Raw genomic sequence first — 22,664 nt, 5'->3', positions numbered from 1 at the left:
TCCTCGTCCTTGTGATGCCGCGCCATCGAATGCGGCGCGATCGGCTGGATTGAATTAACGCACCACGAATCCTAGAATACAAAATATTCAATCAATTATTCCCACAATATGAACACGACAGGATCAACCGGGGGAACCCAGAGCATGCGCCGCGCGCTCGGCCTGCTGCGCGTGCTGGCGCAGCATCAGGAGGACGGCATCGATCTGCAGGGTGTGATGGCCGCGACCGGCCTGGAGCGCTCCACCGCCCACCGCCTGCTCAGTTGCCTGCTGGAAGAACAATTCGCCGAACGCGACCGCGCCACCCGCCGTTATCGGCTGGGCGTGGATTCGATGCAACTGGGGTTTGCCGCCTTGCGCCGCACGCCGCTGCTGGACGCGCTGCGACCCTTCGCGCAGAAGCTCGCCCGCCTGTCAGGCGACACGGTCTTCCTGGTGATCCGCCAGGGCGACTACGCGCTATGCCTGCTGCGCGAGGCAGGCTCATTCCCGGTCAAGGTCTTCACCATCGACCAGGGCGAGCGCCGCCTTCTGGGCGTGGGCGCGGGCGGCCTGGCGCTGATGGCGGCACTGCCCGACGAGGAGATCGCCGCGCTGTATGCCCGGCACGCCGCCAGCTACGCGCACATTCGCGTGTCCAGCACCGCGCTGATGAAGGCGGTCAGGCAGACCCGCGCCGCGGGGTATTCCGAGATCGTGGACACCATCACGCCGGGCGTATCGGGCGTGGGGGTGGCGTTTCCGGTGTCCGAGCTGACGTGGGTGGCGTTCAGCTTCGGCGCCATCAGCAGCCGGCTCGACGCGCCCCGGCGCGCGCAGATGGGTGCCCTGCTGCACGCCGAATGCCAGGCGTGGGCCAAGGACTATCTGGATCAGGACGCCAAGTAAAAAGCCCGCAAAGTCCCGGCGCTGCCGGAGCTTTGCGGGCCTGTGGCGCGTAAAGGATCAGATCCGTTCGAAGATCGCCGCGATCCCCTGGCCGCCGCCGATGCACATGGTGACGAGCGCATAGCGGCCTTGCACGCGCTGCAGCTCATGCAGGGCCTTGGTGGCGATGATGGCGCCGGTTGCGCCGATGGGGTGGCCCAGGCCGATGCCGCTGCCGTTCGGGTTCACCTTGGCCGCATCCAGCTTCAGCTCGCGCGACACCGCGCACGCCTGGGCGGCAAACGCCTCGTTCGCCTCGATGACGTCCAGCTGGTCGACCGTCAGGCCCGCGCGCTTGAGCGCCGCCTGAGTGGCGGGCACCGGGCCGATGCCCATGATGTCGGGGTCCACGCCCGCGTGAGCGTAGGCGACCAGGCGCGCCAGCGGCTTGATGCCCCGCTTGGCCGCGACCGAGGCGTTCATCAGCACCAGCGCGCCCGCGCCGTCGTTCAGGCCGGACGCGTTGCCCGCCGTGACCGTGCCGTTTTCCTTCTGGAACACCGGCTTCAGGCCGGCCAGGCTGTCGGCCGTGACGTCGCGGCGCACGTGTTCGTCGGTGTCGAACACGATCTCGCCTTTGCGCGACTTGATCTTCACGGGCACGATCTGGTCGCGGAAGTGGCCGGCGTCAATCGCCGCCGCGGCGCGGCGGTGCGATTCCGCGGCCAAGGCGTCCTGGTCCTGACGATTGATGCCGAACTTTGCGGCCACGTTTTCCGCCGTGACGCCCATGTGCATCTTGCCGAACGGGTCGGACAGCGCGCCGGTCATCATGTCCAGCATGACGCTGTCGCCCATGCGCGCGCCCCAGCGCTGGGCCGGGGCGATGTACGGCGCGCGGCTCATGCTTTCGGCGCCGGCGCCCACGGCGATGTCGGCGTCACCCAGCATGATCGACTGCGCGGCCGACACGATGGCCTGCAGGCCCGAGCCGCACAGCCGGTTGACGTTGAAGGCGGGCGTCTCCTTGGAGATGCCGGCATTCATGGCGGCCACGCGCGACAGGTACATGTCGCGCGGCTCGGTGTTGATGACGTGGCCGACGGCGACATGGCCCACTTCGTCGCCCGAGACGCCCGCGCGTTCCAGCGCGGCGCGGATGACGGTGGCGCCAAGATCGCAGGGCGGCACATCCTTGAGCGCGCCGCCGAAATCCCCGATGGCGGTGCGGACGGCCGAAGCGACGATGACTTCATTCATGGTGTTTCCTCCTTGTGGTGCGTTTTGAGTCGCGCGATGCGTGGCTTGAAGTGCGGTCAATCATACTGCCGGGCCACCGCGCCCGCGTTTCGGCCGCCGATACCGAAGCCGTATCGGAAAGGCAAAAAATACTATTGGACAGCGTTCGACGCGTTCCCCGATAGTGGCCACCGGCGCCCCTTGCGGCGCCCTTGCCCGACCCGGAGCGCCCGATGATCGATACGCTGGAACTGACTGCCATCCCCCCCGAGGACGAAGCCTTGCGCGCCGAGGTGCGCGCCTTCCTGGCCGATGCGCTGGACGGGCTGGAGCCCGATGAGCGCGCGCGCTCCTGGATGGGGTTTGACGCCGGATTCAGCCGCCAGCTTGCCGAACGCGGCTGGCTGGGTCTGACGTTGCCGCGCGAATACGGCGGCGCGGCGCGCGGCCATTTCGCGCGGTTCGTGCTATCCGAAGAATTGCTGGGCGCCGGCGCTCCCGTATCGGCGCACTGGATCGCGGACCGCCAGAGCGCACCCCTCATCCTGAAGTACGGCACGCCCGCACAACGGGACTTCTACCTGCCGCGCATCTGCGCCGCGCAGGCCTTCTTTTGCATCGGCATGAGCGAACCGGGCTCCGGGTCGGACCTGGCCAGCATCCGCACGCGTGCCGAGCCCGATGGCGGCGGATGGCGCCTGAACGGCAGCAAGATCTGGACGACCAACGCGCACCGCTCGCACTACATGATTGCGCTGGTGCGCACCTCGGGCACCGTGGACGATCGGCATCAGGGGTTGTCGCAGGTCATCGTGGACCTGTCGCTGCCCGGCGTGTCGGTGCGGCCCATCGAAGACCTGGCGGGCGACGCGCACTTTTCGGAAGTGTTCTTCGACAACGTGGCGTTGCCGGCCGATGCGCTGATCGGCGAGGAAGGCGCGGGCTGGGCGCAGGTCAATGCCGAACTGGCCTTCGAGCGCAGCGGCCCCGAGCGTCTGTATTCCAGCATCGCGCTGCTGGAATGCTGGCTGGCGCACTGCCGCGAGCGCGACGCCGACGCCGCAAGCCGCGCCACGCTAGGCGCCATCCTGTCGCAGATGGCGGTGCTGCGCGCCATGTCGCTGGCGGTTGCCGGCAAGCTGGCCGCCGGCCTGAGTCCCGCCACGGAGGCATCGCTGGTCAAGGACCTGGGCACCGAGCTTGAACAGGCCATCCCGCGCCTCATCGGCGATACGCTGGGCCGGCATCCGGACCGGCCCGTGCCCCTGCCGCTGCTGCGCACGCTGGCGTATCTGGAACAGGTTGCGCCCACGTTTTCGCTGCGCGGCGGCACCCGTGAAATCCTGCGCGGGATCATCGCCCGCGGACTTGGCCTTCGATAAGGACGACCGCCATGGACAACATTTTTGGCGATGCCGCCGAACGCCTTTTTGCCCAGACCTGCACGCCCGAAGTGATCCGCCGGACCGAAAAGGGCCAGCCGCCCGCCGCCGCGTGGCAGGCCTGCGAGGACGCGGGCTTTGCGGACGCGCTGGTTCTGGAAGCGCACGGTGGCGCGGGTCTGGACCTCGCAGACGCGCTGCCCGTCGTGCTGGCGGCGGGCCGGCACCTGTGCCCCTACCCCATTGCCCACACCCTGCTCGCGCGCGCCTGGTTGAGCCGCGCGCAGCGCCCGCAAGCGGCCGGCTCGATCGCGCTTGCGCCGCATGGCCTTGCCATCGATGGCGCACGCATCGCCGGCGTCAGCGTGGCCTGGGCGCGCGGCGCCGACTACGTGCTGGCGGATATCGGCGGCCAGGCCTGGCTGCTGCCCATGCAGGCGGCGCGCGTCGAACCGAACGGCGTGCACGGCAGCCTGGACGGCGGCGCGTCGTGGGCGCTTGGCGACGCCGAACGCATCGAGGGTCCCGCGCCGCTGGACACGCTGGCAGCCGCCGCCTATGCCGGCCTGATCGCCGGCGCGATGGACCGGGTGCTGGCGATGACGCTGGCGTACGCCGACCAGCGAGCGCAGTTCGGCAAGCCCATCGGCCGCTTTCAGGCGGTGCAACAGCAGATCAGCGTGATGGCCGAACAGGTGTGGGCCGCCCGCATGGCGGCAGAGCTGGCCTTTCAAGGCGACGACGGCCTGCCCCGCCCCTTGCTTGCCGCGTTGGGCAAGGCCCGCGCAAGCCAGGCCGTGCCGCAGGTGGCCGACATCGCGCACGCGGTGCACGGCGCCATCGGCGTCACCGAGGAATTTGACTTGCAGCTTTACACCCGCCGGCTGCGCGATTGGCGGCTGGCGGCGGGATCGGAAGCCCACTGGCACGAGCGCATCGGGGCGGACGCGATCGCCAGCGGGGCCGATGCGCTGACCTACCTGCGCACAGCGCTGTACGCCCGCCCAGCCGCCTAGCCACGTCACGCGTTTCGCGACAACAACGCGAAACAACGCGTCGCGCTTGCGGCAATCCCGCTGGCAGGCTTAGGATGGAGCATGGTTCGTTTCGGGAGCACATCGTGAAGACAGTTGCTGAGCTTCTCAGGGAAAAGGCCAATCACGCCGTCGTGACGGTTTCTCCGGATTCGTCGGTCTTTGACGCGATCAAGACGATGGCCGACCGCGGCATCGGCGCGGTGGTGGTGGTGGAAGGCGACGTGGTGCTGGGCATGCTGACCGAACGCGACTACGCGCGCAAGATCGTCCTGCAGGACCGCTCATCGCGCACGACCAAGGTGCGCGACATCATGACGGACTCGGTCTACTACGTCGGTCCCGCCGACACGCGGGAACACTGCATGGCGATGATGACCGAACGGCATTTCCGCCACCTGCCCGTCATCGACAACGACAAGCTCATCGGCCTGCTGTCCATCGGCGACCTGGTCAAGGACGTGATGAGCGAGCAGAAGTTCATCATCCACGAACTGGAACGCTACATCACGGGCGAACGGGGTTAAAGGAGAGTGCTGGCCGGCCGCACCTAGCCGGCCGCACCTAGCCGGCCGCCAACATTCTCGACGCGGGGACGATCAGGCCCACGCCCGCGGCCAGCAGCAGCACGAACACCATGCGCTTGACCGTCTTCATCGAATTCTCGGTGCTGTAGCGGCGCGCGAACCACGTCACGCCAATCACGACCGGCAGCGCCTGCACGCTCATCCAGAACGACGACGCCATGAAGGCGCCCTGCCCGGTCACGAGCGCAAGCCGCACCGTGGCGTTGAGCGAAAAGAGGATCAGTAGGCTGTTGCGGATGGTGGCCAGCGGCAGCGGCTGGCGGTACAGGTGATAGACCATGGGGGGGCCGGCGCTGGAAAACAGGCCGCCCAGCACGCCCGACACGCCGCCGAAAAACACGCTGGACGTGCGCGAAGACAACTGCGCCAGCGGCTGGGTGCGCGTCACCAGCAAGATGGCGCAAGCCAGGATGGTGACGCCAAGCAGCAGTTGCAACAGCACCGCCATGGATCCGCTGATCCACGTCAGCGCGGCCACGCCCACCCCCACGCCGGCCAGGCTGCTGACCGCGGCGGGCGTCAGCAGCGACCAGTTCACCTGCGGTCTGGCGCGCAGCAGCGTGACGCCCGCGTTGACCAGCGACAGCACGCTGACCACGTTGGCGACCTCGGCGACCGAGGCCAGTTGAAACACGCCCGACAGGCCCAGCAGCACCAGGCCAAACGCAAAGCCCGTCATCGTCTGGGCATAGGTGGCAAGCGCCACGCAGGCCAAAAACAGCAGGTGTTGATCGATGCTCATGCGACGGGTGGAGCCAGACCTCGGCTCTGCCCGGCTGCGCGCCGGGGCGGCAGTGAGCGGATCGACGGGAAACGGCGTGGTAACAGGTTAACGAGTTAACGGGCTAATGCTTTTCGGCGGGAATGATAGCACCGGGGAAATGCGGGGGTCCGGCCCCCGTCGCGCCGATTCCACACAGTTGGTTACAATCTGATGCGCTCATGCACCCCGGCCATGCCGCGCGGCCGCTATCCTTGCCGCCCGGCTATCCCCTGCCGTCCGCCGCGCAAACCTGGTTCGCGCAGCGCGGGCGGCCCGCCTGCGTACCGAGAATGACGCCAAAACAGACCACCATCAATACGGTGACGCTGACCTGCTCCACCTGCGGCAGCGCCCAGTTCACCAAGCTGGACACCAACGAATACCAGTGCAGCCACTGCCACGCGGTCACGCTGGTCGAGGACAACGTGGCGCAGCGCCTGGAAAAAATCCTGCGCAACATCCAGAAGCCTCAGCCGGCGCCCATCAAGCCCGTGGCGCTCGTGGCGATCTCGGTGGCGATCCTGGCCGCGGTTATCGTCCCCCTGGTCGTCTCCACGCTGGGCTCGCGCCCGTCATCCGCACCCACCCGCATTGCCGAACCGCCCATCGACGCCTCGCTGGTCAAGCTGACCGACGTGCAGGAAATCAAGACCCGCGGACGCACCGAACTCGTCATGATCGTGCGCAACGAAACGGGCCGCAAGATCGACGTGCCGCGTGTGTCGGCATCGTTCTTCCAGGGCGACCTGTCGCTGGCCACCGTGTCCGGCTCGGCGCCGGCGCGCTCGCTTGAGCCGGGGGAATACACGCCCCTGAAGATCTCGGCGCCGGACAAGGGGTTCAGCCGTTATGACCTGAAGGTTGCCACGCCGACGCCGGCGCGTGGCAAGAACAACGACGTGGCCGCCAGCAAGGTGCAGCTCGTCCGCAACGACGGCACCTACCGGTTGGTGGGCCTCATCCGCAACCAGGGCGTCCAGCCGGCCAGCAGCACGCAGATCACGGTCATGCTTTACGGCGCCGACGGCAGGCTGATCGGCACCGGCAACGGCTATGCCACCGCCAGCCCGCTGGCCCCGGATGCGCTGACGTCCTTTGACGTGCGCTGCGAGATGCTGCGCGACGGCGAGGTCGCCGCCTACGATTACATGGTGCAAAGTGAAAGCTGATCGCTCCCCCTCCCGGCGCCTGTCGCGGCCGGCCCTGACCGCGCTGGCGCTGATCCTGTTTGCGGCGGGCGCCTACGCCGCCTGGAAGTTCACCGCCCTCGGCCCGCGCAGCCAGCCCCCCGCGCAAACCGCCGCCAAGGCCGCGCCGGCCGCAGCCGAACCGCCTGCCAGCCGAATCGTGCGCGTCAGCCCGGCCAACACGCGGGTCATCGACCATGTCCGTCTGACCACCGAGGAATTGCTGGATCCGGACTTCGCGCTGTTCGACGCCGGTGCGCTGAAGCTGTCGGCCCCGCGCCGCCTGCTCGACGAGATCGAACGGCCCGTGCTGTATGCGGAACTGGTCAACACCAGCAAGGAATACGTGGCGCTGTCGCCGCGCGCCGAGATCGCGGTGTTCGACGGTTCGCGACCGCTGGATCTGCGCCAATCCTGGAGCCTGCCGACGTATCTGTATCCCGGCGAGCGCGTGCCCGTGGCGCTGACCGGGCGCGTGGAACGCTTTTCCGAGGTCAAGACGAACTGGCTGCCCGCCAAGCGCGCCGCCCTGCCCGGACCGCGGCCGCAGCTTGCCGTGACCGTGGAAAACACCGAAGCCGCCATTGGCACCGGCACGCTGAACTTCACCTACCGCTTCCGTTACAAGTACGTGACGGTGCATGGCCGGGTGCGCAACGACAGCGAGCGCGAGGTCGAGAAGGTGCGCGTGTGGGTCAGCCTGTACGACGCCCAGGACCAGCTCACCGGCGCCACCTTCAAGGAATTGCGCGTGCCGCGCCTGCCGCCTGGCGACAGCGCGCCCTTCGAGGTCGACGTCAAGCAGTACGGCGGCAATTTCGCCCGGGTTGGCGTGGTCTACGACGCCACCGCGCCCTGATCGGCCGACTGAAAGGCGTTTCCCCGGGGCGGCCATGCGGCCGCCCTTTTTCATGGGGCCCGGCCTCATATGCGCCCGTCAGCGCCGCCCTGCCCTCCTGGACGTCGCCGCCGAGCAACAGGCTATCGGGTCAAGTCTTATATAAGATATAAGACATTTGCTACCTGCCCCCACTTGCTTCTACAATTCCGGCCGACAACCCTTCTTCCAACCCGACTTTGAGCAGGCCTCACATGCTGGATACTTACCGCCAACACGTTGCCGAACGCGCGGCTCTGGGGATTCCCCCGCTGCCCCTTACGGCCAAACAAACCGCTGAACTGATCGAACTGCTGAAGAATCCGCCCGCTGGCGAGGAGCAGAATCTGGTCGAGCTGCTGACGCACCGCGTGCCGGCCGGCGTGGATGACGCCGCCAAGGTCAAGGCCTCCTACCTGGCCGCCGTGGCCCTGGGCAAGGAAGCTTGTGCGCTGATCAGCCGAGCCAAGGCGACGGAACTGCTGGGCACGATGCTCGGCGGCTACAACATTGGCCCGCTGGTCGACCTGCTGGATGATGCGGAAATCGGCACCATCGCCGCCGATGCGCTCAAGAAGACCCTGTTGATGTTCGACGCCTTCCACGACGTCAAGGAAAAGGCCGACAAGGGCAACGCCAACGCCAAGTCCGTGATGCAAAGCTGGGCCGACGCCGAATGGTTCACCAGCCGTCCGGAACTGCCGGAAAGCCTGACCATCACGGTCTTCAAGGTCCCGGGCGAAACCAACACCGACGACCTGTCGCCCGCCCCCGACGCCACCACCCGTCCCGACATCCCGATGCACGCCCTGGCGATGCTCAAGAACAAGCGCGACGGCGCCGCGTTCGAGCCGGAAGAAGACGGCAAGCGCGGCCCGGTCAAGTTCATCGAATCCCTGAAGGAAAAGGGCCACCTGGTCGCCTACGTGGGCGACGTGGTCGGCACGGGTTCGTCGCGCAAGTCGGCCACCAACTCGGTGCTGTGGTTCACGGGCGAAGACATCCCCTTCGTGCCGAACAAGCGCTTTGGCGGCGTGTGCCTGGGCAACAAGATCGCCCCGATCTTCTACAACACGATGGAAGACGCCGGCGCGCTGCCGATCGAACTCGACGTTTCCAAGATGGAAATGGGCGACGTGGTCGAACTGCGCCCCTACGACGGCAAGGCCATCAAGAACGGCGAAGTCATCGCCGAATTCGAGGTCAAGTCCGACGTGCTGTTTGACGAAGTGCGCGCCGGTGGCCGCATTCCGCTGATCATCGGCCGCGGCCTGACCGCCAAGGCCCGCGAAGCGCTGGGTCTGCCGCCCTCGACGCTGTTCCGCCTGCCCAAGGATCCGGTCGATTCCGGCCGCGGCTACACGCTGGCCCAGAAGATGGTCGGCCGCGCCTGCGGCCTGCCGGAAGGCAAGGGTATCCGCCCGGGCACCTACTGCGAACCGAAGATGACCTCGGTCGGCAGCCAGGACACCACTGGCCCCATGACCCGCGACGAACTGAAGGACCTGGCCTGCCTGGGCTTCTCGTCCGACCTGGTGATGCAGTCGTTCTGCCACACCGCCGCCTACCCCAAGCCCGTGGACGTCAAGACGCACCACACGCTGCCGGAATTCATCAGCACCCGTGGCGGCGTATCGCTGCGTCCGGGCGACGGCGTCATCCACTCGTGGCTGAACCGCATGCTGCTGCCCGACACCGTCGGCACCGGCGGCGACTCGCACACGCGCTTTCCCATCGGCATCTCGTTCCCGGCCGGCTCGGGCCTGGTGGCCTTCGCCGCCGCCACGGGCGTCATGCCGCTGGACATGCCGGAATCGGTGCTGGTGCGCTTCAAGGGCAAGCTGCAGCCCGGCGTCACCCTGCGCGACCTGGTCAACGCCATTCCGCTGTACGCCATCAAGCAAGGTCTGCTGACGGTTGCCAAGCAAGGCAAGAAGAACATCTTCTCCGGCCGCATCCTGGAAATCGAAGGCCTGCCCGACCTGAAGGTCGAACAAGCCTTTGAACTGTCGGATGCCTCCGCCGAACGTTCGGCCGCCGGCTGCTCGGTGCGCCTGAACAAGGAACCGATCATCGAGTACATCAACAGCAACATCGTGATGCTCAAGTGGATGATCGCCAACGGCTACGAAGACGAGCGCACGCTGGGCCGCCGCATCAAGGCGATGGAAGCCTGGCTGGCCGACCCCAAGCTGCTGGAGCCGGACGCCGACGCCGAATACGCCGCGGTCATCGAGATCGACCTGGCCGACGTGCATGAACCCATCGTCGCCTGCCCGAACGACCCCGACGACGTGAAGACGCTGTCGGAAGTCGCCGGCGCCAAGATTGACGAAGTGTTCATCGGCAGCTGCATGACCAACATCGGCCACTTCCGCGCGGCGTCCAAGCTGCTGGAAGGCAAGCGCGACATCCCGGTCAAGCTGTGGGTCGCTCCTCCGACCAAGATGGACGCCACGCAACTGACCGAGGAAGGCCACTACGGCGTGTTCGGCACGGCCGGCGCCCGCACCGAAATGCCGGGCTGCTCGCTGTGCATGGGCAACCAGGCGCAGGTCCGCGAAGGCGCGACGGTCATGTCGACCAGCACCCGCAACTTCCCGAACCGCCTGGGCAAGAACACCAACGTGTACCTGGGTTCGGCCGAACTGGCCGCCATCTGCTCGAAGCTTGGCCGCATCCCGACCAAGGACGAGTACATGGCCGACATGGGCGTCATCAACAAGAGCGGCGACCAGATCTACCAGTACCTGAACTTTGACAAGATCCCCGACTACAAGGACGTGGCGGACGTGATCGAGGTCTGATCCTGATCGCCCAGCCAGGCCTCGCGGCCTGAACAACGGCCCCGTGCAATCGCTCGGGGCCGTTTTTTTTTGCCTCTGTCCGAGCGATTGGGATCAGCATGCAGCCTGTATAACGAAACGTTTCAATACAATCCAGGCATGCCGGTGAGACGTCGGCCGCCCTCGCCGGGAAAGCCCCGGCGCATTTTTCCTGGAGGAAGCCTGCCAATGATCCGGCTGTTGCCGCCGACGCTGTTGCTGACGCTAGCCGGCTGCGCCACCGCGCCGCCCTCAAACCCCGACAACATCTGCGCCATCTTCCGCGAGAAACCGGAATGGCACGACGCGGCGCTGGAGGTGCAGAAGAAATGGGGCGCCCCGGTGCCGGTGCCGATCGCAATGATGTACCAGGAGTCTTCCTTCAAGCACGACGCGCTGCCGCCACGCTATTACTTCCTGGGCTTCATCCCGTGGGGCCGCGTGAGCTCGGCTTACGGTTATGCGCAGGCCAAGGACGAGACCTGGGCCGACTACAAGCGCGAAGCGGGCGGTTGGACCTCCAGCCGCGACAACTTTGCCGACGCACTGGACTTCATGGGCTGGTACATGAACAAGACGCAGCGTATCAATGGCATCTCGAAGTGGGATGCGTATGGGCAGTATCTGAACTACCACGAGGGCTGGACCGGCTACCGCAATCGCAGTTACGACCGCAAGGCATGGTTGAAGACGGTCTCGCAGAAAGTGCAGGCGCGCGCCGAGAAGTTCACGGCGCAGTACAAGAGCTGCGAATCGAGCCTGTCGCGGGGCGGCTGGTTATGGTGAAGGGCCGCTGAATCGCCCGGGTGTCTGACACCCGCTGAATTGCCCCGGTGTCTGACACCCCCTGAGACGTCACCGCAGGCTGAAGATCATCTCCCCGGGGTGTCAGACACCTCCAACACACCTTCAACCCGCCTCGCGCTGCATGAACGAAAAAAAATCCCGGTGAGCCGGGATTTTTTCTGCGTGGGCGGTCGCCCGCCGCGATCAGAAGTCCATGCTGGCCGACAGCGAGAACGTGCGCGGGCCGCCCAGGACGAGGTAGCCGTTGCCCGGATAGCCGCCCACCGACGACCAGTAGTTGCGGTTGGCGATGTTGTCCACGCGGGCGCGCAGCGTCAGGACGTGGCCGTCCACGTCCATCATGTAGCGCAGGCCGGCGTCAAAGCGCGTCCAGCCCGGAACCTTGAGCGTGTTGGCGTCATTGGCATACGACGAGCCGGTGTAGACCACGCGGCCGTCAATGGCCAGGCCTTCGACGCCCGGGATGTCCCATTCCACGCCCATGTTGGCCTGGAAGCGCGGCACGCCGATCACGCGGTTGCCGTTCAGCGAGGCGGTGCCCGTCGACACCTGCTTGGCATCGAGCCAGGTCAGGCCGCCCAGCAGGCGCACGCTGCGCACGGGTTCGCCGAATACGGTCAGCTCGACGCCTTGGTGGCGGTCCTTGCCCGAATTGGTCAGCTCGTTGGCCGCGTTGTAGGCCGCGCGCGGCTTTTCCGTCGAGAAGAACGCCAGGCCGCCACCCAGGCTGTCGCCTTCATACTTCACGCCTACTTCCTTCTGCTTGGACACGAAGGGCGGCAGGCTCTGGCCCACGTTCGGCACCGGGAGGCCGCCTGCGGTTGCGGGCGCGGTCGGGCCGGCCACCAGCGCTTCGATGTAGTTGGCATACAGCGAAACGCTGGGCGCAACCTTGACCACCAGACCGAAGGCGGGCGAATTGTGGCTGGCGTCGTAGGCGCCGCTTTCATTGCCGGTGTTGTACGCGTAATCGCGCTGCGACATGCGCTGATGGCGGATGCCGGCCGTGAACAGCACCTTGTCGTCCAGGAAGGACATCGTGTCGCCGATGGCGTAACTGCTCAGGCGGGTACGGCCCTGCAGCGCGGGGTTGTCCAGATCATTGCCGCGCAGCGCGCCGGCGCTGAAGGCAGGCTTGTCGTACGAGATGGGATCGTAAATGTTCGTGGGGAACGTGTTGCGGAAGTCCATCACGTACGCGTTCTTTTTCTTCAGATCGAACCAGGACGCCGACACGACGAATTCGTGCCCCACGGGACCCGTGCGCAACTTACCGCGCAGGCCGATTTCGCCCGTGTTGACGCTGTCTTCACGCGTGTTGTCGAAGCGGTAGAAGTTGCCGGCGCCGGTGCTGCCATTGGTCAGCGTGATGTTGCCCAGGGAGTTGGCTTCGTCGCTGCGGCGCATGCCGAACGCGCCGTACGCCGTCAGCTTGTCGCTGAAGTCATGTTCCGCGCGCAACGTGCCGAAGACGTCGCGCTCGTTGGAGTACGTCCACGGCTGCGCGTAGTTGGAGCTGGCGTCCGGCGCATCGGGCACGGTCGTGACGCCGGCGCCCAGCGTCACATTGGGGCGCGGACGCTTGAGCTTGTTTTCCTGCCAGCCGATGTCGGCGGACAGGCGCGTGTCGGCGGACCGCCAGTCCAGGCCCAAGGAAACCACGCTGGTGCGGCTATGTTCGTCGTCGATGGCCGTGTCGCCGCTGCGCTGCGCGGCGTTCAAGCGGATGCCGGTGCTGTCGTCCGGGCCGAAGCGGCGGGCGATGTCGGTGGACAACTGGAACTGGCCTCCGCTGGAAACCCCCGTCGTGACCCGCGTCAACGGCTCGTTCGGCGCGCGCTTGGGCACCAGGTTGATGACGCCGCCAATGCCGCCGCCACCGGGCGTCGCACCGGTCAGGAAGGCCGAGGCGCCGCGCAGCACTTCCACGCGCTCGAAGAGCTCCGTGGCGATGTACTGACGGGGCAGCAGGCTGTACAGGCCGTTGTAGGCCACATCATCCGAACTCAGGATGAAGCCGCGAATGAAGTAAGACTCCTGGAAATTGCCAAAACCGCGCGCCACGCGCACGCCCGAGTCGTTCTGCAGCACGTCGCCCACGCTCTTGGCCTGGCGGTCCTGGATCAGCTCGTTGGTGTAGCTGGTGACGCTGAACGGCGTGTTCATGAAGTCCTCGGTGCCGAGGATGCCGACACGGCCGCCGCGGGCCACCTGCCCGCCCGCGAACGGCGCGGACAGACCGCCGGCCGATGCGTCCGCGCTGGCCTCGACCCGGATGGCGTCCATCGAGGTCACGGGGCCGCTGGTCGTGGCGGGCTGGGTCTGCGAAGCGGTCTGGGGAGCGGTCTGGGCGTGGACGGCGCCAAAGCACGGCAAGGCGGCGGCCATGCAAGCGAGAGTTCTGATTTTCATATCGGGGCGCTGGTAAAGCGGAAGCGGGTCCGCGTTGCGGTGGGGAGATCCGCAAAAACCCGTTTCGAATTGCGTGGCTATCCGGGGTGACCGGCGCCATCCAAGCACATTCGCGGCTGGGGTCTTGAGGTCTAAGCGCGTCGATGTTACCAAAAGAGAATCGTTCTCATTGATTCTCTCAAACAGAATTGAGGCTAGGCGTTGCGGCCAAGCAACATATTCCGCGACGATTCAGCAGGTCGTCAGCGCATCGGCCGATTCGGTTTCCCCATACGCCGGCAACGCCTCGGCAAGCGCCCCGTCGGCGCCGGGCAACGCCGCGCCCCCCTGTTGCAACACTTTCCCGACCGCCGACCCCGCCACCAGCACAAAATGCACGGGCTTCTTGCCGGCCATCAGCAACAGGACCCCTTCTTCACCGTCCAGCGTGGCGCCCGCTGCCGCGGCGCTGCCGGCGGGCACGACCGCAAAGTCCGGATCGCCGCCCGCCACCTTGGGCAGCGGCGCCGCACCCTTGCTGCAATGCCTGGCGCGCACGCCCAGATCGCCCTGGATGGCGTAGAACCAGGCATTCCAGCCGGGCGGCATGGGCACCAGGGTGGTCGCGCCGGGCCGTAGCCAGCCGTCCAGGATCAGCAACGGTTCGGGCGTGCGCAAGGGGGACTCCAGCCCCCCGAAACTGCCCGACACAACCCGGACCTTGCCAGAAGGCGCCTGGATGGCAGGCATGTCCGCGGCGCGCAGCATCGAGGTCATGGGCGGCAAGGATTTCAGGTGCGCCGGATGATCGATGAAGATCTGCAGGCCGTGCAGCCGGGCCTCGCCCACCGGCCGCTGCGCGTGCACGATGCCGCGCCCGGCCTGCGTCCAGTGCAGGTCGCCCGCGTGAATGTCCTGGTTGTTCTCGATGCCGTCCAGGCTTTGCATGACGCCGGTGCTGTCTTCCAGCAGCAGGGTCGCGGCGCTGATGCCCGCGTGCGTATGCGGTTCAAAGGTCGGGCCCGTCATGACGAAGTGATCCACCAGCACCACGGGCGAGATGCATCGCGAGAAATCGGTATGGCGAAACTGGCGGATGGTGCAGGCGTCGCCCATGTAGCGGCTGGAACCCGGAACGACGGCGCTAAGGTGAAGAGTCAAAAAATGCTGCCTTGCTGGTTGCTGAACATGTATTGCCGCGACAGCTTATGAGTTCGGACCGCCGGACAGTAGGGGCCAATTTCAGGAATAATTGTCCCGGCTGTCAGGACAATGCCAGTAAATATTCCGAATTCTCCTATTAAAACGCTGTATGCCTAACTACGCTCACCGCCTTGAAGACCTGCTGCTTTTCAGCGAAGTCGTTGAAAAAGGCGGCTTCTCGGCGGCCGCACGTGTGTTGAATATGCAACGTTCCAAGCTGAGCCGCCGAGTGGCCGAGCTGGAAGCGCGCCTGGGCGTGCGGCTGCTTCAGCGCAATACGCGGTGCGTGTCGCTCACCCCGATGGGCGAACAGATTCATGCCCACGCCAAAGCGCTGGCCCGCGAAGCGCGCAGTGTCTTCGACCTGGCCGCGTCCATTGGCGATGCGCCCGCCGGGATGCTGCGCATCACCGCGCCCGCGCCGCTTGCGACCCGGATTCTGGGCGGCCTGGTTGCCCGCTTCTGCGCGGAGCACCCCCGCGTGCGCGTGCTGCTGGACACGCGTGACCACATCATCGACCTGGTCGGCGAAGGGTACGACCTGGGCTTTCGCGCCCAGTCATCGTCGCTGACCGACGCCCGATTGAATGCGATCGAAATATCCGCCGTGCCGATGGCGTTGGTGTGCAGCCCGGCGATGGCCAAGTCCCCGCCGCGCCACCCGCGCGACCTGGCCACCCTGCCCCTGCTTGCCCACGGCACTCAGGACGGCCTGCACACCTGGCGCCTGACCGGCCCGGGCGGCGAAATGGAAGCGGTGGAATTCCAGCCCCGCAGCCTGAGCACCAATATGGACACGCTGCGCGCGATGGCGGGCGCGGGCCTGGGCTTGGCGCTGGTGCCGCGCTATCTGTGCGGCGACGATCTCGATCAAGGCCGGCTGGCGCGCATCCTGCCCGACTGGACGCCCGCGCCCGCCCGCATTTACGCCGTCATGCCCGCACGTTGCGGCGAGCCGCTGGCCTTGAAGCGCTTTCTTGAATTCACGGCGGCTGAATTGCCCGCGTACCTGACCTGAAGCGCGCCTTCCGGAGCACAGGGTCTTGCAGGCTTGGCGCGCGTCCGCCAAAGTAAGGGTTTCGCCGAATCCGAGCCGGTCTGGCGCGATAAGGGGCCGGAACTTTGACGTGCCGCTCAAGTCTTATATAAGATATAAGACATAAACCAAGATATAGACCCTCGGCAAACTTGTCCAAGAGACAATGACAAACGCGCCGAAACGCCTGAAAATGCCGCCTTCAGCCTGGGCAAAACCACGGAGTCCATCATGCCGCACAACACCCTAGACACACTCAAGAATTTCAAGATCGGCAACAAGTCCTGTCAGTTCTATTCGCTGCCGGCGCTGGGCAAGTCGCTTGGCATCGATGTGCAGCGGCTGCCGGTCTCCATCCGCATCGTGCTGGAATCCGTGCTGCGCAACTGCGACGGCAAGAAGGTCACCGAAGAACACGTCCGTCAGCTGGCCAACTGGCAAGCCAACGCCAAGCGCGAAGATGAAATTCCGTTTGTGGTCGCCCGCGTCGTGCTGCAGGACTTCACCGGCGTGCCGCTGCTGGCAGATATCGCCGCCATGCGTTCGGTTGCCGACAAGATGGGCAAAAGCCCCAAGAGCATCGAGCCCCTGGTGCCCGTGGACCTGGTGGTGGACCACTCGGTCATGATCGACTACTTCGGCACCAAGAACGCGCTGGACCTGAACATGAAGCTGGAGTTCAAGCGCAATCAAGAGCGCTACCAGTTCATGAAGTGGGGCATGCAGGCGTTCGACACCTTTGGCGTCGTGCCCCCGGGCTTTGGCATCGTCCACCAGGTCAACCTGGAATACCTGGCGCGCGGCGTGCACCAGGACAAGAAGAACAACGTTTACTACCCCGATTCGCTGGTGGGCACCGACAGCCACACCACGATGATCAACGGCATCGGCGTGGTGGGCTGGGGCGTGGGCGGCATCGAAGCCGAAGCCGGCATGCTGGGCCAGCCCGTGTACTTCCTGACGCCGGACGTGGTGGGCGTCGAGCTCAAGGGCCAACTGCGCGGCGGCGTCACCGCCACCGACCTGGTGCTGACCATCACTGAAATGCTCCGCCGCGAAAAGGTGGTTGGCAAGTTCGTCGAATTCTGCGGCGAAGGTACTGCCAGCCTGACCGTGGCCGAACGCGCCACCATCGGCAACATGGCGCCGGAATACGGCGCCACCATGGGCTTTTTCCCGGTCGACGAACGCACCATCGACTACTTCCGCGGCACCGGCCGCACCGAAGAGGAAATCGCCGCCTTCGAGGCCTATTTCAAGGCGCAGAAGATGTTCGGCGTGCCGGCCTCCAAGGACATCAATTTCACCAAGCTGCTGACGCTGGACCTGTCCACCGTCGCGCCGTCGCTGGCGGGCCCGAAGCGCCCGCAAGACCGTATCGAAATCGGCAACGTCAAGAACACGTTCATCGACCTGTTCTCCAAGCCCGTATCCGAGAACGGCTTCAACCAGCCCGCCGAAAAGCTCGACCAGACCTTCACGACCAGCGCCGGCACCAAGATCAAGAACGGCGACATCCTGATCGCGGCCATCACGTCCTGCACCAACACGTCCAACCCCAGCGTGCTGCTGGCGGCGGGCCTGTTGGCCAAGAAGGCCGTGGAAGCCGGCCTGACCGTGCCCAAGCACATCAAGACCTCGCTCGCCCCCGGATCCCGCGTCGTCACCGAATACCTGACCAAGACGGGCCTCTTGCCCTATCTGGAAAAGCTCGGGTTCGACGTGGCCGCCTACGGCTGCACGACCTGCATCGGCAACGCCGGCGACCTGACCCCGGACCTGAACGAAGCCATCACCAGCAACGACCTGGTGTGTTCGGCCGTGCTCTCGGGCAACCGCAACTTCGAGGCGCGCATTCACCCGAACATCAAGGCCAATTTCCTGGCCTCGCCCCCGCTGGTCGTGGCCTATGCGCTGGCCGGCACCGTGACGCGCGACCTGATGACCGAGCCCGTGGGCCGCGGCAAGAACGGCGACGTGTGGCTGGGCAACATCTGGCCGACCACCGAGGAAATCGACGCGCTGCTCAAGTACGCGCTGGACCCGGAGGCCTTCGAAGCCAACTACGGCCAGGTCAAGAGCAATCCCGGCAAGCTCTGGGAGAACATCAAGGGCGTCACCGGCGACACCTACAACTGGCCCGATTCCACCTACATTGCCGAACCGCCCTTCTTCGAGGGCTTCGGCATGACCCCGGGCGCGATGCCCACGGTCAAGGGCGCGCGCGCGCTGGGGGTGTTTGGCGATTCGGTCACCACCGACCACATATCGCCCGCCGGCTCCATCAAGGAAAGCTCGCCCGCGGGCAAGTGGCTGAAGGAACACGGCGTCATGAAGGCCGACTTCAACAGCTACGGCTCGCGCCGCGGCAACCACGAAATCATGATGCGCGGCACGTTCGCCAACGTGCGGATCAAGAACCTCATGATTCCGGCGCTGCCCGACGGCAGCCGCTTCGAGGGCGGCGAAACGCTGTTCCAGCCCACCGGCGAACAGATGTCGATCTATGACGCCGCCATGAAGTACGTCGCGGCCGGCACGCCCACCGTGGTGTTCGGCGGCGAAGAGTACGGCACCGGCTCGTCGCGCGACTGGGCCGCCAAGGGCACCCAGCTGCTGGGCGTCAAGGCGGTCATCACCCGCAGCTTTGAACGCATCCACCGCAGCAACCTGGTGGGCATGGGCGTGCTGCCCCTGCAGTTCAAGGGCAACGACAGCGTGCAATCGCTGGGCATCACGGGTGAGGAAACGTACGATATCTCCGGCCTGGAAAACGGCATCAAGCCGATGCAGGACGTGACGCTGACGATCACGCGCAAGGACGGTTCCAAGCAGGACGTGACCGTGCTGCTGCGCATCGATACGCCGATCGAGGTGGATTACTACCAGCACGGCGGCATCCTGCCGTTCGTGTTGCGCCAGCTGCTGGCGGCGTAAAGGGCCCCCACGCCGCACTCGCTTCGCGCGCTTGCTGCCCCCCAAGGGGGCGGCCCCGCCTTCGGGCGGCCGGGCGGCGGGGCGACTATTCTTCTGCAGAACGCCCCGGGACCTTTACGGTTCCGGGGCGCTCTTCATTGGCGGCCGGGTGGTCTGCCTCTTGATTATTTAATCGAACTGATAGGCGTCCATCGCCAGCGCCCCATAAGACACCTCGTCGTTCAGGCGCCTTGCCTTTTCTCCGCCCGCGCCCAGCGCCACGTACAGCGGCATCAGGTGGTCGTCGTGCGGGTGCGCCTGCATCGCGCCGGGCGCCTGCGCCTGCCAGTCCAGCAGCGCGGGCACGTCGTGGCGCGCCAGCTTGTCTGCGTACCACGCTTGAAATCCCGGCACGTAGTCCGCCGCCGGCGCGTTCTGCGGCATGCGGACGTGGCGCAGGTTGTGCGTCAGCGACCCCGAGCCGATGATCAGGATGTCTTCGTCGCGCAGGCGCGTCAGCGCGCGGCCCAGTTCCATCTGCCCGGCCGCGTCGCGGCCCATGTCCAGCGACAGTTGCACGACGGGCACGTCCACGTCGGGATACAGATAGCGCAGCGGCACCCAGGCGCCGTGGTCCAGCGGACGCCGCGGATCGCGGTCGGCGGCGATGCCCGATTCCGCCAGCAGCGCCTGCACGCGCGCGGCCAGTTCGGGCGAACCGGGCGCGGCGTATTGCAGCGCATAGAGCTCGGCCGGGAATCCGCCAAAATCATGCCAGGCAACCTGCTGGTCGCGGGTCGACAGCGCCAGGCCTTCGCCCATCCAGTGCGGCGAAACCACCAGAATGCCGCGCGGCTTGCGGCCCTGCGCGGCGCTCCAATCGGCCAGCGCGGGGCCGGTCCGGCCGGGTTCAACGGCCAGCATGGGAGAACCGTGTGAAACGAAAAGCGTAGGCCAACGCATGGCGATGCCTCCAGAAGCAATTAACGATGCTCACATTGTCAGCCGATTCAAATGCGCAATAAACCCCCTTCATAGGGATTGTCTGTTGCCCGATCAGCATCAATCCGTCTTCTCCCGGATCCCGCTGGCCGCCCCGGCGGCGGCGTCCGACGCAGGGCTAACCTCGCGCCCCCCGCCGCGAGTGCCGGGCGTTAAACTACGTCGTTACACACTGAATGGACGTCCCCCGAAGTTATGGCCCGATCCCGCAGCCAATCCGCTCCCCGCATGACCCGTGACGCCACCCGGCTGGTCGCGCTTGCCCAGTCGCTGAATCGCTCGGGCAGCCGCGTCGAAGACGTCTTTTGGGAGACCCAGCTTGGCGAAGCGATCCCGAAGCTGCTCAAGGCCGGTCAGGATGCCCCGCTTGAAGCGGCGCTGGACCACCTTGCCCAAAGCGACGTAGGCGCCTACGAGGTCCTGATCGAGCAGGCCGAAACCCTGTCCGAATCGATGAAGATCGAGAAAAATGGCGTCCGGTACGACGTGCTGCTGATCGTCGCGCCCATCGTCGCGTGGACCCGCTATGCCATTCCGACCGGCCCGATTTCCGCCAGCGCGCAGCAGGCCCTGCTGGCGCAGCTTCACGGGCACGTCCTTTCCAGCAACGCGCGCACCGCGCTGATGCCCTTGCTGGTCAGCGTGGACCAGATGCCGCGCACGTTCTCCGAGACCTGGCAGTGGCTGCAACGGCTGGGCGCGCAGGCGCTGGGCGCCGAAACCACCAAGCCGGCGCTGAATACCGACACCGAAACGGCCAACATGCTGGCCGACACGCGTTACATCGTCGGCACTGTGGCCGTGCCCGAGGGCGAGCCGATCTTCCGCTGGCAGGAACACGTGGGCGAAGCCGACGCCAGCCGCGATGCGTGTCTGGCGCAATGGGCGGCGCAAGCGCAGCCGACGCTAGCCGGGCTGCTGCCTGGCTGCGGCTTTGAAGCCCTGCTGCCCGATGCCTACTACGTCAGCAATCGCGAAGCCGATCGCCAGGTTCGTCCGCTGTCGCTGCGCGCGGCGGTCAGCTGGCTGGAAGGCGCCGTCAACCTGGAAGCCGCGCAATTGCGGGCCGTCGTGGCCGGCTGCGGCGAAGGCCGCATTGACGAATACCGCATCGGCTTTACCGCGCGCAACAGCAACGACGTGTACTACGGCTGCGTCTGGCCGCTGTACGGCCGCGAGGAAGACCTGGTCATGGACGAGGGCCAGCCCGACGTGGTGGACGAGATCGCGGCGCTGCTGAAGGAATACGGCGTGACCGACGTGCGCCGCATCCCCGGCGTGCTGCCGCCCGAATACTGCGAGGACTGCGGCGCGCCCTACTTCCCCAATCCCCTGGGCGAACTGGTGCACGCCGAGCTGCCCGAGGACGCCGAGGCCGCGCCCGCCCAGTTCCACTAGGCCTGCCATGCAAGCGGACATCTTCTGCCGGGTCGTCGACAACTACGGCGACATCGGCGTGTGCTGGCGCCTGGCGCGCCAGCTTGCGCGCGATTTCCACTGGGATGTCCGCCTGTGGGTCGATGACCTGGCCAGCTTCTCGCACATCCAGCCCGGCATCCTGCCGGGCGCCGCGCGCCAGCAACTGGCGGGCGTCGATATCGTGCACTGGCCGGACAAGCCCGACGCCGCGCTGCAGGCGCGAGACGTCGTGATCGAAGCGTTCGCGTGCGACCCGCCCGAGGCGTTCATCGCGTCCATGCGCCGCACCCATCCCGTCTGGATCAACCTGGAATACCTGAGCGCCGAGGCCTGGGTCGAAAGCTGCCACGGCCTGCCGTCGCAGCGGCCGGACGGTCTGGTGAAGCACTTTTTCTTCCCCGGCTTCACACCGGCCACCGGCGGCCTGCTGCGCGAGCCGGCCCTGGCCGCGGAACGCGAAGCGCTGCAAGGGTCGGCCGGCTTGCAGGAGGCCTTCCTGAGATCGGCCGGGGTGCCGGACGATGCGCTGGCCCTGCGCCGCGATGGCGCCCGTACCGTATCCCTGTTCTGCTACCCGTCCGCGCCGGCGGGTGAACTGGCGCAGGCGCTGGCGGCCGATGCGCGTCCCACCCTGCTGCTGGTTCCGCAAGGCGTCGCGCCGGCGCTGGAAGCCGCCTGCCAGACGGCAGGATCGCCACGCGTCGTCCGCCTGCCCTTTCTTGCCCAGCCCGATTACGACCGCCTGCTGTGGTGCGCCGACCTCAATTTCGTGCGCGGCGAAGATTCCTTCGTGCGCGCCGCCTGGGCCGCACGCCCGCTGGTCTGGCAGATCTATCCGCAAGACGAAAACGTCCATCTGGAAAAACTGGAGGCCTGGCTGGCGCGCTATCCGGCCCCCGAATCCGCCCACGCGCTGATCCGCGCCTGGAACCAGTCCGAACCGGGCCGCACGGCCCCGGCCATCACGGCCGCGCTGGCGCCCGACGCCTGGCCGGCATGGGTGGACGCGGCGCACGCCTGGAACGCCAGCCAGTCCGCGCTACCTGGTCTGGCGGAAAATCTGGCCGCATTCTGCGCAGAGTTGGCCAAGAAACGCTAGAATAGAGAGTTTTCTGAGTCGCCCTGAATC

17 protein-coding genes are annotated in these 22,664 nt (G+C 66.4%); 12 read left to right on the top strand and 5 right to left on the bottom strand.

Annotation, left to right across the window (positions count from 1 at the left end; all coding sequences use genetic code 11):
- The first annotated feature begins 108 nt into the window (after nt 1-108).
- The gene (locus HV786_RS21630; RefSeq protein ID WP_128828634.1) at nt 109-888 is read left to right on the top strand and encodes an IclR family transcriptional regulator; all 780 of its coding nucleotides are present in this window, start codon (nt 109-111) and stop codon (nt 886-888) included.
- A 57-nt stretch (nt 889-945) separates the two neighbouring features.
- Here the strand turns inward: HV786_RS21630 and HV786_RS21625 are convergent, their stop codons facing one another.
- Complete coding sequence (locus HV786_RS21625) at nt 946-2,127, bottom strand: acetyl-CoA C-acyltransferase family protein (RefSeq protein WP_062839119.1); 1,182 nt, start codon at nt 2,125-2,127, stop codon at nt 946-948.
- Nucleotides 2,128-2,339: 212 nt separating this feature from the next.
- On the opposite strand from HV786_RS21625, the gene HV786_RS21620 reads away from it, so the two are divergent.
- From HV786_RS21620 to HV786_RS21610, 3 genes are all read left to right on the top strand, one after another.
- Nucleotides 2,340-3,488 (top strand): acyl-CoA dehydrogenase family protein, encoded by a 1,149-nt coding sequence (locus HV786_RS21620; protein ID WP_128828635.1) that lies wholly within the window; start codon nt 2,340-2,342, stop codon nt 3,486-3,488.
- 11 nt (nt 3,489-3,499) lie between these two features.
- Complete coding sequence (locus HV786_RS21615; protein WP_175211823.1) at nt 3,500-4,504, top strand: acyl-CoA dehydrogenase family protein; 1,005 nt, start codon at nt 3,500-3,502, stop codon at nt 4,502-4,504.
- A gap of 104 nt (nt 4,505-4,608) precedes the next feature.
- Nucleotides 4,609-5,049 (top strand): CBS domain-containing protein, encoded by a 441-nt coding sequence (locus tag HV786_RS21610; RefSeq protein WP_056324612.1) that lies wholly within the window; start codon nt 4,609-4,611, stop codon nt 5,047-5,049.
- A gap of 37 nt (nt 5,050-5,086) precedes the next feature.
- On the opposite strand, the gene HV786_RS21605 is transcribed toward HV786_RS21610, so the two are convergent.
- Nucleotides 5,087-5,851, bottom strand: coding sequence for a TSUP family transporter (locus HV786_RS21605; RefSeq protein ID WP_128828636.1), 765 nt, complete (start codon nt 5,849-5,851; stop codon nt 5,087-5,089).
- Nucleotides 5,852-6,162: 311 nt separating this feature from the next.
- On the opposite strand from HV786_RS21605, the gene HV786_RS21600 reads away from it, so the two are divergent.
- From HV786_RS21600 to HV786_RS21585, 4 genes are all read left to right on the top strand, one after another.
- Complete coding sequence (locus tag HV786_RS21600) at nt 6,163-7,041, top strand: FxLYD domain-containing protein (RefSeq protein WP_128828637.1); 879 nt, start codon at nt 6,163-6,165, stop codon at nt 7,039-7,041.
- Nucleotides 7,031-7,918: an FxLYD domain-containing protein gene (locus tag HV786_RS21595; RefSeq protein ID WP_175211821.1), complete on the top strand. Its 888-nt coding sequence runs from the start codon at nt 7,031-7,033 to the stop codon at nt 7,916-7,918. The genes HV786_RS21600 and HV786_RS21595 overlap by 11 nt, the downstream gene beginning before the upstream one ends.
- Before the next feature lie 233 nt (nt 7,919-8,151).
- Nucleotides 8,152-10,743, top strand: coding sequence for a bifunctional aconitate hydratase 2/2-methylisocitrate dehydratase (gene acnB / locus HV786_RS21590; RefSeq protein ID WP_128828638.1), 2,592 nt, complete (start codon nt 8,152-8,154; stop codon nt 10,741-10,743).
- 207 nt (nt 10,744-10,950) lie between these two features.
- On the top strand, nt 10,951-11,547 hold the full coding sequence (locus HV786_RS21585) for a transglycosylase SLT domain-containing protein (RefSeq protein ID WP_062839126.1): 597 nt from the start codon (nt 10,951-10,953) through the stop codon (nt 11,545-11,547).
- A gap of 204 nt (nt 11,548-11,751) precedes the next feature.
- Here HV786_RS21585 and HV786_RS21580 read toward each other — a convergent pair whose 3' ends face one another.
- Both HV786_RS21580 and HV786_RS21575 read right to left on the bottom strand, forming a co-directional pair.
- Nucleotides 11,752-13,980, bottom strand: coding sequence for a TonB-dependent receptor (locus tag HV786_RS21580; protein WP_175211819.1), 2,229 nt, complete (start codon nt 13,978-13,980; stop codon nt 11,752-11,754).
- Between the two features lie 231 nt (nt 13,981-14,211).
- Complete coding sequence (locus HV786_RS21575) at nt 14,212-15,120, bottom strand: pirin family protein (RefSeq protein ID WP_175211818.1); 909 nt, start codon at nt 15,118-15,120, stop codon at nt 14,212-14,214.
- Nucleotides 15,121-15,271: 151 nt separating this feature from the next.
- Here HV786_RS21575 and HV786_RS21570 point away from each other — a divergent pair, with 151 nt between their 5' ends.
- Together HV786_RS21570 and acnA are read left to right on the top strand one after the other, a co-directional pair.
- Nucleotides 15,272-16,180 (top strand): LysR substrate-binding domain-containing protein, encoded by a 909-nt coding sequence (locus tag HV786_RS21570; protein ID WP_128828640.1) that lies wholly within the window; start codon nt 15,272-15,274, stop codon nt 16,178-16,180.
- Nucleotides 16,181-16,429: 249 nt separating this feature from the next.
- The gene (gene acnA, locus HV786_RS21565; RefSeq protein ID WP_128828641.1) at nt 16,430-19,135 is read left to right on the top strand and encodes an aconitate hydratase AcnA; all 2,706 of its coding nucleotides are present in this window, start codon (nt 16,430-16,432) and stop codon (nt 19,133-19,135) included.
- 168 nt (nt 19,136-19,303) lie between these two features.
- On the opposite strand, the gene HV786_RS21560 is transcribed toward acnA, so the two are convergent.
- Complete coding sequence (locus HV786_RS21560; protein WP_175211809.1) at nt 19,304-20,077, bottom strand: DODA-type extradiol aromatic ring-opening family dioxygenase; 774 nt, start codon at nt 20,075-20,077, stop codon at nt 19,304-19,306.
- A 234-nt stretch (nt 20,078-20,311) separates the two neighbouring features.
- On the opposite strand from HV786_RS21560, the gene HV786_RS21555 reads away from it, so the two are divergent.
- Both HV786_RS21555 and earP read left to right on the top strand, forming a co-directional pair.
- On the top strand, nt 20,312-21,514 hold the full coding sequence (locus tag HV786_RS21555) for a DUF2863 family protein (RefSeq protein WP_128828643.1): 1,203 nt from the start codon (nt 20,312-20,314) through the stop codon (nt 21,512-21,514).
- Between the two features lie 7 nt (nt 21,515-21,521).
- Entirely contained in the window at nt 21,522-22,634 is a 1,113-nt protein-coding gene (gene earP / locus HV786_RS21550; RefSeq protein WP_128828644.1) for an elongation factor P maturation arginine rhamnosyltransferase EarP, read from the top strand.
- Nucleotides 22,635-22,664: the final 30 nt, after the last annotated feature.

Origin of the sequence: Achromobacter mucicolens (assembly GCF_902859725.1) — a bacterium.
Lineage (GTDB): Bacteria > Pseudomonadota > Gammaproteobacteria > Burkholderiales > Burkholderiaceae_B > Achromobacter > Achromobacter mucicolens.
The sequence above is the reverse complement of the archived record's forward strand: the minus strand, read 5'-3'. Positions and strand labels throughout refer to the sequence as shown.